The following is a 12,607-nucleotide window of genomic DNA, read 5'->3' as shown; positions in this document are numbered from 1 at the left end:
GTCGGGCTCTCAGCTCGACTTTGTACATTATGCGGCGAAGCAGAGAGCCTCTGCCATACGCACGAGACGGTCGGGAGGGATTTTGTGTCTTTCCCGGTGCGGCGGGGAGTGTTGATAAATGTCTCCGACCCATAAGGCGAGCCTTACGGCGCCGATGGCATCGGTGAAGGTGAGATGGGTCTTACGATACCAGGCTGCGGCATAAGGAATGCTCGACTTGGACAACAGATCGCACGCCCACAAAGAGATAAGGCTGTAGAGACCAAGCAGCGCCGGCGTGGTGCGGGCGATAGCTTTGTCGGACCATTGCCGTTGGGTTTCGACGCCAAGATGGGCGCGGGTTTCGGCGAAGGTGACCTCGACCTGCCAGCGGCGGACGAACAGGGCGATGATGTCGGCAGGATCGAGCGTTGTATCGGTGCTGAAGAAAGCTTGCGGAGCGCGCCGGCCGTCAGGATCCCTGACGAGGACCCAGCGAATTGGCTTGGGCGGCGTACCAGGTCGGTACCACAATGCGGTGCTCGAGGTAATTTCGAGTGCCTTATGGTGCTTGCGCCCATACCAGGAGGACGCGGTGATCCTTTTCCAGGGCGTGGTCGGGTTTGAAAGCAGCGTTTTCAGCTTGGGCAAGGGTGGCCCCTTCTGCGCCGGGCGTCCGAGGGTGTGGCCGTCACGTTTTGGAGGGGCCGCGTAGAGATTGGCGTCGAGCCGCAGTCGGCTGATGAGGGTTGCTCGGCCGCCGATGGCGTACGCCAGTTCATGGACAGCGAAGCCGCTATCGCCCACGAAGACGATGTCGCGCTCTGGCATCCAGCGACAGAGCTGGAGCGCCCCTTGGCGGGCCCAGTCGGTCAGCAGCTTGTGCCTGCGTCCGCGCTGGTGGTCGGAGCGCTCCGAGGGGGCCAACAGGGTGAGCACCGGGAGGGCCTTCACAACACCTGCCCAAGGGACCGGCGTCAGCACCATGAAGCTCAACCAGCGCAGCCCGCTGGCTTTGACGAAGTGGCCATGGCTGGAGCGGACAGGATCGCGATAGATGCCGCGCGCAGTGATTTTGCGCCCCCATCGGCGCTCGATTGTATCGTCCATCCCGATGACCACGGGACCCTCCGGCACGAGGCGGTCGATGATCATGGCCAGCAGGCGCCGAGACATATCGCGAGACTCCCAGCGGGCGCGGTTAAGGAGCTGATGGTAGCTCGAAAAGTTTTTCGCCTCGGCGCGCCCGGTCATCCGCAGGCAGGCGCTGACGGTGCGCTTGCCCGGGGCCAGCACGGCCCCCATGACCAGGACGAGCATGTGCTCCCAACTGGGCGCCGTGAAGCACGGGCGCAGCGCCTGCAGCCAATCGCGCAGGATCTGGGGAACGGGATCGCCCGGAGACGGCGGCAAGAAGGGGGCATGATGTTTCATCCCATGTTTCGAATCCCTTGTCGCTGACCATGCAAGCAGGCAAACCTGCGGCAAAGTGAATCACGTGCCCTGAGGTGTTCCTATGTATGATCGGCACATGCAGCATGACGAAATCGCCGTTCGCATCGAAGCCTTCGACGACGCCAATGGTGGTGGCGTCGGTTTTTACAAAGACAAGGGTGCCTACCATCTCTACCTGCTGGAGACGGAGGCGCCGATTGCCCGGCTGAAGCCGACCGGCAACGGCAACGAAGTCCGGCTCGGATACTGGTCACACCGGCGCAAATGGGAGGATGTCGATGACATCGGCGGCGTCGTCATACCCCTCGACGAGGCGCTCGAGTTCATAGCGAACGAGGGCATCTTCTGGCTCTGGACCTGACCACAAAAACGTACAAAGTCGAGCTAAGAGTCTCCGTATTGATCAAGCGGAATATTTGGCCCATTTACGATCGGCAAATTCAGTGCTCTTTGATGGGATACGCACATCGCAACTCTGAAAAATGTCCGGAATAGCGAAGCAAACAGTGCTAGAGCGGCCGCTTGAACCATTTGGCCAAAACGCCGACGATCCCTTCTCGGAACAACAGCACCGCGATCACAAAAATCACCCCCTGAATGACCGTGACCCAGGCTCCGAAGGTCGCCAGGTAGTTCTGCATCGTCACGATGATACCGGCCCCGACCAGCGGTCCGAATATCGTGCCCATTCCACCCAACAGGGTCATCAGCACCACCTCGCCGGACATCGACCAATGCACATCCGTGAGCGACGCCAGTTGGAACACCTGACTCTTGGTGGCACCCGCAAGACCGGACATGGTAGCTGACAGTGTGAACACAATCAGCTTGTAGCGGTTCACGTCATACCCCAGCGAAATAGCACGTGGTTCGTTTTCGCGGATCGCTTTCAGCACCTGTCCGAACGGCGAATGCACGATACGGTAGAGCATCAGGATGCCGCCGAAGGTCACGACCAGTACGAAGAAATACAGCGCGATGTTGTCGGCCAGCGAGATCAGCCCGAACAGGTCGCCGCGCGGCACGCTCTGGATACCGTCTTCGCCGCCGGTGAATTCTGCCTGAAGGGCGACAAAATACACCATCTGCGCAAAGGCCAGCGTGACCATCGCAAAATAGATGCCCTGCCTGCGGATCGCCAGCGATCCGATGGCTAACCCCAGCACGCCCGCCGCGGCCGCACCGCTCAGTACGGCCAGTTCCGGGGTGAGGCCCCAGACCTTCGCTGCATAGGCGGCAATATAGCTGGCCCCACCGAAATAGGCGGCATGCCCGAACGACAACAGTCCGCCAAAGCCCAGGAGCAGGTTGAAGGCCGCAGCAAACAGTGCAAAGCACATTACTTTCATCGCGAAGACCGGATAGACTAGGAACGGCAGCACGATCAATCCGGCCAACAGAACTGTGAACATGACTTTATGCAGTGTCGGCATGCCGATGGTCTGCACCACGGGCGCAGTGTTGGTTGTATTGTCTGCCATAGCCATCAGGCGGGCCTCCCGAACAGTCCTTCAGGTTTGATCATCAGGACGATCGCCATGATGACGAAAATAACGACGGCCGATCCTTCGGGATAGAACACCCGGGTCAGACCCTCGATGATGCCGAGCATGTATCCCGTCAGGATCGCACCCATGATCGAGCCCATGCCACCGATCACGACCACCGCGAAGACGACGATAATCAGCTGCTCACCCATGTTCGGGTTCACTGAATAGATCGGTGCGGCCAGAACCCCCGCGAACCCGGCCAGCGCCACGCCGAACCCGTAAGTCAGCATGATCATCAGCGGCACGTTCACGCCGAATGCCCCCACCAGTGTCGGATTTTCGGTGGCAGCGCGCAGATAGGAGCCCAACTGGGTTTTTTCGATCATGAACCAGGTCCCGAAGCACACCAGAACCGACGCGACGACGACCCAGGCGCGGTAGTTGGGCAGGAACATGAAACCCAGATTATGCCCTCCCGACAGCAGATCGGGGATCTGGTAAGGCAACCCTGAAATACCGTAATAATTGCGGAAGAGACCCTGAATGATCAGGGCCAGTCCAAAGGTCAGCAACAGCCCGTAAAGGTGATCAAGGTGATGGAGCCGCGACAGCATCGTGCGTTCCAACACAATGCCGAAGATACCCACGATCAGTGGTGCCAGGATCAATGCGGGCCAATAGCCGATGCCAACGTAGTTCAGCAGCATCCAAGCCACGAATGCCCCGGTCATGTAAAGTGCACCATGAGCGAAATTGATGATGTTGAGCAGGCCAAAGATCACGGCCAGCCCCAGCGACAGAACCGCATAGAACGAGCCGTTGATCAGCCCCAGCAGAAGCTGGCCGAGCAGAACCTGCGGCGGTATTCCCAATAGTTCGAACATGTTTCGGCCCTGTTGTGCGGTTTGGTCAAGCTGCGTCCGCCCGGCATGAACATCCGGGCGGACAGGTTGCCAGGATTACTTCTTGGTAAAGTCGCACTCGTCCAGCATCGGCAGGAACGCTTCTTCGCCGCTGATGGAGGAAACCTGGTTGTAAAGGTCCCATTCGCCTGTGGACTGATCCGGCGACTTGACTTCAAAGAGGTACATGTCATGGATTGCACGCCCGTCGCCACGAACCGTGACCTTGCCAAAGAGCGGATCGTCGAAATCCATCTCCTTCATCTTGGCGGCAACGGCCTTGCCATCGGAGGCGTCACCCAGTGCCTCGACAGCCGCCAGATAGGCCATAGTGCCGGAATAAACCCCGGCCTGCACCATCGTCGGCTGTGCACCGTGGGTTTCCATGAACCGCTTGGACCATGCGCGGGTATCGTCGTTCTGATCCCAGTAGAACGCTTCGGTCAGTGACAGACCCTGCGCCGTTTGCGCGCCCAGTGCGTGCACGTCGGTCACAAAGAACAGCAGCGCGGCCAGTTTCTGACCTGCCTGGGTGATGCCGAATTCCGATGCCTGCTTGATCGCGTTCACAGTATCGCCCCCGGCGTTTGCCAGGCCAATGATATCGGCACCCGAGCCTTGCGCCTGAAGCAGAAACGATGAGAAATCCTGCGCCGGGAACGGCACGTTGACAGTGCCCACGACCTCGCCGCCGTTCGCTTCGACGACCTTGGCGGTGTTTTCCTCCAGTGAGTGGCCGAAGGCATAATCGGCGGTCAGGAAGAACCACTTCTTGCCGCCCGCATTCGTCATCGCGGCACCGGTGCCATTGGCCAGGGCTGCGGTGTCATAGGTCCAGTGGATCGTCGTCGGGCGGCACTGCTCGCGAGTCAGCGCGGTAGAACCCGCGCCGGAATCGATCAGCACGCCGTTCTTTTCGGCTGTGATGTCCGCAACGGCCAGAGCGACCGAAGATGTCGGCACGTCAAGGATCGCGTTGATACCTTCTTCGTCGTACCATTGGCGCGCGATGTTGGACCCGATGTCAGGCTTGTTCTGGTGGTCGGCTGAGATGATTTCGACGTTCATGCCCTTGTCGGCTGCCTTGAAATCCTCGACTGCCATGCGCGCGGCCACGACTGACCCTTCGCCGGACAAGTCCGCATAGACGCCCGAGCGATCGTTGAGTACACCAAGCTTGACTTCGATGTTCGCCAGCGCCGGAGCGCCGATCACAGCGGCCAGTGCCGCCGTACTGATTGCAAATTTCCTGATCATTACTTTCCTCCTGATTGCAGCGCGGATGCGCCGATTAGTGACTTCAAACACCCAGATAATCGTGAAGTTTCTGGGTATTTTCTTCAAGCTGGTCGTTCGGAATCATGTCCACGACCCTGCCCTGATCCACAACATAGTGCCGGTCGGCGACCGATGCCGCGAAACGGAAGTTCTGTTCCACCAATACGATGGTGAACCCTTCGTCCTTCAGCGCCGCAATGGTGTGGCCGATCTGCTGGACGATGACGGGTGCCAGCCCTTCAGTCGGTTCATCCAGCAACAGCATCTTGGCACCGGTGCGGAGAATGCGCGCGATGGCCAGCATCTGTTGTTCCCCGCCCGACAACTTGGTGCCCTGACTGCCTTTACGCCGTTCGCGCAGGTTGGGAAACAGATCATAAATCCGTTCGACGCTCAGTCCTCCCTTGGCGATGCGGGGCGGCAGCAGCAGGTTCTCCTCGACAGTGAGCGAGGCAAAGATGCCGCGTTCCTCGGGGCAAAGTGCGATGCCCAGCCTCGCGATTTGGCGCGGTTGCATGGCGATGATCTCGGTGCCGCCAAAGATGACCGACCCGGCCCGCTTGGCCAGTATCCCCATGATCGCCAACAGCGTCGATGTCTTGCCTGCGCCATTGCGGCCCAGCAGTGTGACGACCTCGCCCTGGCGGACCTCGAAATCCATCCCGTGCAGGACGTGGCTTTCGCCGTACCAGCCCTGCAGGTCGCTGATCTTCAAAAACACCTTTGTCGTCCCGCTTGCGGCGGGCTTCATCACAGCCGTGTCAGTCATGGCTCGCTCCGATATACGCCTCGATCACCTCAGGTGCCTTTGAAATCTCGGCATAGGTTCCTTCGGCAAGTATTTCGCCACGCGCAAGCACGGTGATGCGGTCCGACAGGTCTGCCACGACCGACAGGTTGTGTTCGACCATCAGCACGGTGCGATTTTCGGCAATGCGGCGGATCAGGCCGGAAATACGGTCCACGTCCTCGCGGCCCATGCCTGCCATCGGCTCGTCCAGCAGTAACATGTCGGGGCTCAGCGCCAGCGTCGTCGCAATTTCAAGCGCACGTTTGCGCCCGTAGGGCAAGACGGCCGCGCGTTCATTGGTGGACGCCGTCAGCCCGACTTCTTCGATGAACCCACGCGCCTTGTCGTCGTATTGCGACAATACCTTGTCGGACCGCCAAAAATCATAACTTTCCCCCCGCGACCGTTGCAGCGCGACGCGCACGTTCTGCAACACCGACAGGTCGGGAAAGATGGCGGAGATCTGAAACGACCGCACCATGCCCAGCCGCGCGATCTCGGCGGGTTTCAACCGCGTGATGTCGCGCCCTTCATAGACAATCGTGCCACGCGTGGGTTGCAGGAACTTGGTCAACAAGTTGAAACAGGTCGTCTTTCCGGCACCGTTCGGGCCGATCAGCGCATGAATGGTACCCTTCTCGACCGAAAGATCGACGTCGTTCACGGCAACAAAGCCTTTGAACTCCTTCGTCAAGCCCTTCGCCTGAAGCGCGATCGTCATATCAGCACCATGTCGTCGCTCTCTCCCTGCGCCCTCGCCCGCCATCAACGCATAAGGACGTTGATGCTCCGCTGTGCGCGTCCGGAATTGCAAACAAATGAGTCGGCAAGGTAAACGGCATTTCGCAGGCACTGCATTTACACGTATAAGCAGCATTTACACGTACACGCAACATTTACACGTATAAGCAGCATTGACACGTACACGCAGCTACGCAGCGGAATATCCTGTTGGCAAATATTCGACGTGATCCTCCGGCCTGTCGTCTGTTTCAGCCCTCCAGTCCCAGCATTTTTCCAATCTATGTAGACCGGAATTTTGCATTGTCGAATATGACGCGATATAATTGGAATCGTCAATACTGGTTAAGGGCCAGTTGAAGGAGTGCCTATGCGTCTTGCATCATTCACAGACTATGGTATGCGGATTCTCATGCGTCTTGCGAGCGATCCCGAAAAGCGGTTCAGTACCGCCGAACTGGCATCCCAATTCAGAGTATCGCAACATCATCTGACCAAGATCGTGCAGGATCTTTCGCGCGGCGGTTTCGTCACCACTCAGCGCGGCGCCGGCGGAGGCATCAATCTGGCGCGGAATGCGGATGATATTTCCTTGGGTGAAATCGTCCGCCATCTGGAGCGCCGATTCGCCCTCGTCGAATGCTGTAAGGAGGACGGCGGGGCCTGCGTGATGAAGTCGCGCTGCCGTCTGAAGCCCCGCCTTTTGGCCGCCCAGGAAATTTTCCTGAAAGAACTGGACCGATCAACAGTCGCCGATTGTGCTTGGTCCGGCGAACCTGCAGCAGCCTGAAGCAAAGCAGAACACCATGTCCAAAATTAGAATTGATCCCGATGGCTCAAGTAATCTGGAGCTTTGCTGCGTGCAATATGAGGTCAGGGCAGATTCGCGGAGATTTGGATCAAAGTGCCCGCAATCTGCGCGGCAAAGTTCACGCGTCACGCGCGCCAACCTGCCTCCGTAGTTCCCCAATCAGGTCAATAAATCAGCTGCATACTGTCGAATAACAAGATATTATTTGAGGCGAACAGGGAAACGCTGGCAGCAGAAACCAGCTTCAGGAGGGAAACGGCCGGTGCTGTCAGACAAATGCGAACCAGTCTCCGCAAGGGATTGACGCCCCTCAGTCCGGGGCCGGCGTGAAGGGAATGTCGCCGACGCCCGCAATGACTGCACGCCCGCCATTAGCGGCGATCACCCCCGCCTGATCGGCGAACGCCTGTGCGTTCACTGCCTCGGGGTCACAGATCCGGCGCAGGGCGGTGGCAAGATCGGACCGGACGTCGGCTTGGGCCGGGTCGGTGCCAAGGTCGCGATCTTCCTCGGGATCGGCGGCAAGATCGAAAAGCTGTGGTGGCGCGCCGACATATTCGACGTATTTCCAGCGCCCCTTACGCAGCGCAAACACACCGGTATCCGAACCGGCGGCGTGATACTCGGCAAACACCGGCCGGTCCCGTGGCGTGTTGGCCAACGCAATCAGTGAGTCGCCCGGCAACGCATCCCCCCCCGCGACGCCGGTGCCGGCAAGTGCTGTCGGCGCGATATCGATCAGCGACACCGGAGTATCCGAAACCCTGCCCTCGGGCACGCCCTGACCGGCAATGATCATCGGCACACCCAGCGAATCCTCGTACATCACCGACTTGCCCCATGTCTGGCGATTGCCCAGATTATCGCCATGATCCGAAGTATAGATCACCCGTGTCGAGCCGGTCAGCCCCGCATCCTCGAGGGCCGTCAGCACCTGACCGATCAAACGATCCAGGCAGGTGAGCATGCCCATATAGGCCCGCAGGGCGACAGCGCGGCGATCGTCGTTGAAATGGCTGTCGTAATCCTTGTGGGTGCGCATCCAGTTCAGCGACGGATGATCCGCCGGTGGCGAAGTCAGCCCCTCGCGCAGCTGGTCAAGGCTGTAATCGGCATAAAGATCGTAATCGGCCTGCGGCGCGATCATCGGGAAATGCGGCATCACGAAGCTGGCGAACAGGGCAAACCGGCGGCCCTTTGGGTCCGCGCCGCGCCGCTTCAGCCACTCGGCGGCGGTGTCGGCGATCCGGTGATCGTAGCGGCCATAACTGCTGTCGCCCGGCCCGGCGGTGGCTGCGATATCGCCGGTTCCGCCCTTGGGCAACGGGTCCTTTCGAAACAACGCCTTGAGATCGCCCTTGCCGTCGACGACATGCAGCGGGATCAGCTCTTCGGTAAAACCGTAATCATCGCCGCCGCGATAATGCAGCTTGCCGATGGAAACCACATCGACCCCGGCATCGCGAAGCATGTGGTGCCAGCTGCGAACGGCGCCGGTGTAAGGTGTCGCGTTGTCCCAGCATCCGATCTGATGCGGATATAGCCCGGTCGCCAGCGAACCGCGCGATGGAACGCAGATCGGGCTGTTGCAATAGGCATCGGTAAAGCGGGTTCCGCGCGCCGCAAGGGCGTCGATGTTCGGGGTCTGCACCAACTTGTGCCCATAGCAGCCCGAAAGCTTGCGGTTGTGTTCGTCCGAAAGGATGAACAGCAGGTTCTGCGGCGCGGGGCTGTCGGTCATAGCGAATTTCCTATCGGGGCGTGTTGGCGTCAAGTCGGCCGGGCCGCCCCGGGATCGGTGTAGGCCAGCGGTACGATGCGGCGGATCGCACCCTCACCGCCCAGCCGTTCGACCAGCGCGGCCTGATCGGCAAAGGCGGCGTCGCTCACTGACACCGGATCTGCAAAGTGATGCAACGCGGCGCGGCACATCGTGAGAGCTTCGGCAAAGGCGGGATCGGTGGCGCGGTTGCAGGTTTCCTCGGGGTCGTCGGCCAGATCGTAAAGCAGCGGATCGTCCCCCGCGCATTCGATCAGCTTGAAGCGGCCAAGGCGCAGCATAAACATCCCGGTAGGAGAGCCGACAGCGTGGTATTCGGCAAACACCGGACGCCCGGGATCGTCGCCGCCCGCCAGCTCGACCAGACTGTCGCCCGGACGGTCGGGCGCCTTCGGCAGGCCGACGATATCCAGAACGGTTGGGTAAAGGTCGATCAGGCTGACTGGCGTATCGTTGCGCCGCCCTTCGGGAATGCCCGGCCCGGCGATCACCATCGGCACACCGGCGCTTTCCTCCCACAGCGTCGATTTGCCCCAATACCCGCGCGCGCCCAGATTGTCGCCGTGGTCCGAGGTATAGATCACGACCGTGTCGTCCTCAGCCCCGCTGTCCTTCAGCGCGTCCAGAACCAGCCCGACATTCTCATCCAGTGCGGCGCAAAGTGCGTAGTAATGGGCCAGCGCTTCGCGCACCGCGTCGTCGCCGTCAAAGTGGTCCTGAAAGTTCTGCAACCGGCGCATCGCCGCGATACTGGCATTCTCGGCGCTGTAATCCCGGTTCAGCTTTGGCAACGGAAAGGTGTCGCGGTCGAAAAGTGCGCGAAACCTCTCGGGCGCGTTCAGCGGGAAATGCGGCATCACCAGCGAGACGAACACCGTCCAGCCAGACCCCTTGCGCTGTGCCCTCAGCCAGTCCGCCGCCGCCAGAGCGACCGAGCGGTCATAGTCCCAATAGGGCGTCACCCCCTGCCCGGTCATCGCTGCCATCTGCCGCGTGCCGGGGCGTTCGGGCGGATCGCGGCGTAGCAACGTCGTGGGATCACCGATTCCGTCCTGGACGTGCAGCGGCAGGATCTGTTGGTCGAACCCGGTGTCATCCGTGGCATTTCGGAAATGCAGTTTGCCGATCGACGTGACGGGCCGCCCCGCCGACTGCAGGGCATGGCCCCAGCTTTTCACCCGCCCGTCATATGGCATGGCGTTGTCCCAATGGCCGATCTGGTGCGGGAACAGGCCGGTGTGCAGGCTGGCGCGCGAGGGCACGCAAATCGGGCTGTTGCAATAGGCCGAGGTGAACAGTGTGCCGCGCGCCGCCAGCGCATCGAGGTTCGGGGTATGGGCAAGTGTGTTGCCATAGGCACCCATCACCTTGCGACTGTGTTCGTCCGACATCAAGATCAGGGTGTTCGCCATCAGCTTTCTTCTTCCTCCGCAATCACCACCGCCCGGCCGGGGCGACGCAGCAGCGGCATCATCAGCATGACGAAGGAAAGCACGACGAAGACCAGCGCCACGGGATGATCCACGATCGCCAGCAGCGAACCGTCGGACAATTGCAACGCCGTGCGCAACTCGGATTCGAAGGGCGTCGCCAGCACCAGACCGATGATGAACGGCCCAAGCGGCACCCGCGCGCGGTCCAACACGTATCCCAAAAGCCCAAACCCCAGCATCACCCAGACATCGAACAACCGGCTGCCCGTCGAAAACGACCCGATGACGCAAAACACAAAGACCACCGGCACCAGATAATGCGTCGGGATCGTGATGACGCGGGCGATCTGGCGATAGCTGCCCGCCATAATGACAAACATCATGATATTCGCGATGAAATAGGCGGCGATCATCGCCCAGACCAGATTGCCATTGGTGGTGAACAGCAGCGGTCCGGGTTGGATCTGGTGCATGACCATCGCCCCCAGCAACAGGGCATCGACCGGCGCACCGGGGATCCCCAGCGTGATCAGCGGGATCAGCGCGCCGCCGACATTGGCGTTATTGGCGGCCTCGGACGCGACAATGCCTTCATCGTGGCCAGTGCCAAACTTTTCCGGCGTTTTGGAGAATGTGCGCGCCATGCCATAGGCAACCATCGCCGAGATGCTGGCACCGACTCCGGGCAGGATGCCGACGAAGGTGCCGATCGCCGAAGACCGGATGATGTTGCCGGTCTGGGCGCGCCAGACCTTCAGTTTCGGAAAGGCGGTGCGTTTGCCCAGCCGGATCAGGTTACCCGTTCCCAATGCCTTGTCGGTTTCATTCAACAATTGGCTGACGACGAACACGCCCAGCAGCACCGGCAGCAACCGGAACCCGGCCGCCATGTCGTCGAACCCGAAGGTATAGCGCAGTTGGCCATCGGATTCCGCCAGACCGGGCAGCGCCGCGACGACGCCAAGCGTGGCCGAGAACAGCCCCTTCAACATCGAACCTTGCGAGATCGCTGCCACCAGCACCAGCGCCACCAGGATCAGCGCAGCAAGATCCCATGGGCCGAACTTCAACGCCCAGAACGACAGCGGCGGCGCCAGCAGCGCCAACACCACGCCCGCGAACAAGCCGCCGATCAGGGAACTGCCGATGCCAAGGCTCAGGGCGCGTTCGGGTTTGCCGCTCAATGCCATGGGATGGCCGTCAAACGTGGTCATCACCGAAGACGGCGTGCCGGGCATCTTCAACAGTGTGGCGCTGATCAGGCCGCCGCTGACCGAACCGACATGGATGCCGATCAGCATCAGGATCGCCGACAGGGGCGCCATCGCAAAGGTCAATGGCAATACCAGCGCCATCAGCATGCCGCCGCCAAGGCCGGGGATAGCGCCGACCAAAATCCCGGTCGAAGTTCCGACAAAGGTCCAGAACAGCGCCATCGGCGTCAGTGCGTCGATCAGGCCCTGTATCATCCGAACCCCGGCAGATCGACGAAGAAGACCGAAGTGAACACCCAGTTGCCTCCGAACCCCATCAACAGCGCGGTTCCGATCGCCAAGGGGATCGAGCGAAGCGAATGCGAGACCAACGGGATCGCCAGCGCGGTGAACAGGATGGTCGAAAGCGTGAAGCCCAGACCCAGTTGCATCGCCGCCAGATAGGCCGTCATCAGGGCAAAGGTGCCGACGGTGCCGGGTCGAATCCGCCCGGCCACCGGCGGGGTCAGACCACGCCGCGTCCGCAACGCGGCCTCGATGAGGATCCCGATGCTGGTGCCGATCAACGCCACAGCGCAGGCCCGCGGTAGCGCCGCCGATCCGACAGGGTCGAAAATCGGCGGTGCGATATTGCGCGCCGCAACCAGCAACACGGCTGCGACCACAAGGCCGAGACCACAGGCGAACCACGCCGCGTTGTCGACGCGCAATGCAGTATCTTTCGTCACGGCGAC

12 protein-coding genes are annotated in these 12,607 nt (G+C 60.7%); 2 read left to right on the top strand and 10 right to left on the bottom strand.

Going from position 1 to position 12,607, the window contains the following annotated elements; genetic code table 11:
* Positions 1-27: 27 nt before the first annotated feature.
* The gene (locus RAL88_RS18860) at positions 28-1,413 is read right to left on the bottom strand and encodes a transposase (RefSeq protein WP_306265319.1); all 1,386 of its coding nucleotides are present in this window, start codon (positions 1,411-1,413) and stop codon (positions 28-30) included.
* A gap of 82 nt (positions 1,414-1,495) precedes the next feature.
* On the opposite strand from RAL88_RS18860, the gene RAL88_RS18855 reads away from it, so the two are divergent.
* Positions 1,496-1,795 carry a hypothetical protein gene (locus tag RAL88_RS18855; protein ID WP_306265320.1) on the top strand — a complete coding sequence of 100 codons (300 nt, stop codon included), beginning with the start codon at positions 1,496-1,498 and terminating at the stop codon, positions 1,793-1,795.
* Positions 1,796-1,943: 148 nt separating this feature from the next.
* Here RAL88_RS18855 and RAL88_RS18850 read toward each other — a convergent pair whose 3' ends face one another.
* The 5 genes from RAL88_RS18850 to RAL88_RS18830 form a co-directional block, all read right to left on the bottom strand.
* Complete coding sequence (locus RAL88_RS18850) at positions 1,944-2,915, bottom strand: branched-chain amino acid ABC transporter permease (RefSeq protein ID WP_371932195.1); 972 nt, start codon at positions 2,913-2,915, stop codon at positions 1,944-1,946.
* A gap of 5 nt (positions 2,916-2,920) precedes the next feature.
* On the bottom strand, positions 2,921-3,808 hold the full coding sequence (locus RAL88_RS18845; RefSeq protein WP_306265570.1) for a branched-chain amino acid ABC transporter permease: 888 nt from the start codon (positions 3,806-3,808) through the stop codon (positions 2,921-2,923).
* A 75-nt stretch (positions 3,809-3,883) separates the two neighbouring features.
* Positions 3,884-5,083, bottom strand: a complete 1,200-nt coding sequence (locus tag RAL88_RS18840) for an ABC transporter substrate-binding protein (protein ID WP_306265569.1) — start codon at positions 5,081-5,083, stop codon at positions 3,884-3,886.
* A gap of 43 nt (positions 5,084-5,126) precedes the next feature.
* Positions 5,127-5,855 (bottom strand): ABC transporter ATP-binding protein, encoded by a 729-nt coding sequence (locus tag RAL88_RS18835; RefSeq protein WP_306265568.1) that lies wholly within the window; start codon positions 5,853-5,855, stop codon positions 5,127-5,129.
* Between the two features lie 10 nt (positions 5,856-5,865).
* Positions 5,866-6,615, bottom strand: coding sequence for an ABC transporter ATP-binding protein (locus tag RAL88_RS18830; RefSeq protein ID WP_306265567.1), 750 nt, complete (start codon positions 6,613-6,615; stop codon positions 5,866-5,868).
* A 390-nt stretch (positions 6,616-7,005) separates the two neighbouring features.
* Between RAL88_RS18830 and RAL88_RS18825 the strand changes: the two genes are divergently transcribed.
* Positions 7,006-7,425 carry an Rrf2 family transcriptional regulator gene (locus RAL88_RS18825; protein WP_306265565.1) on the top strand — a complete coding sequence of 140 codons (420 nt, stop codon included), beginning with the start codon at positions 7,006-7,008 and terminating at the stop codon, positions 7,423-7,425.
* Positions 7,426-7,756: 331 nt separating this feature from the next.
* On the opposite strand, the gene RAL88_RS18820 is transcribed toward RAL88_RS18825, so the two are convergent.
* Genes RAL88_RS18820 through RAL88_RS18805 form a run of 4 tightly spaced genes read right to left on the bottom strand, consistent with a single transcriptional unit; the run spans position 7,757 to position 12,601 of the window.
* Complete coding sequence (locus tag RAL88_RS18820) at positions 7,757-9,187, bottom strand: sulfatase-like hydrolase/transferase (RefSeq protein ID WP_306265564.1); 1,431 nt, start codon at positions 9,185-9,187, stop codon at positions 7,757-7,759.
* Between the two features lie 29 nt (positions 9,188-9,216).
* Entirely contained in the window at positions 9,217-10,638 is a 1,422-nt protein-coding gene (locus RAL88_RS18815) for a sulfatase-like hydrolase/transferase (RefSeq protein WP_306265562.1), read from the bottom strand.
* Positions 10,638-12,128: a tripartite tricarboxylate transporter permease gene (locus RAL88_RS18810; RefSeq protein ID WP_306265560.1), complete on the bottom strand. Its 1,491-nt coding sequence runs from the start codon at positions 12,126-12,128 to the stop codon at positions 10,638-10,640. The genes RAL88_RS18815 and RAL88_RS18810 overlap by 1 nt, the downstream gene beginning before the upstream one ends.
* Entirely contained in the window at positions 12,125-12,601 is a 477-nt protein-coding gene (locus tag RAL88_RS18805) for a tripartite tricarboxylate transporter TctB family protein (protein ID WP_306265558.1), read from the bottom strand. Before RAL88_RS18805 ends, RAL88_RS18810 begins: the two co-directional genes overlap by 4 nt.
* Positions 12,602-12,607: the final 6 nt, after the last annotated feature.

The sequence above is a fragment of the Pararhizobium sp. IMCC3301 genome (genome assembly GCF_030758315.1).
GTDB lineage: Bacteria > Pseudomonadota > Alphaproteobacteria > Rhizobiales.
This window is presented reverse-complemented; position numbering and strand designations above follow the sequence as displayed.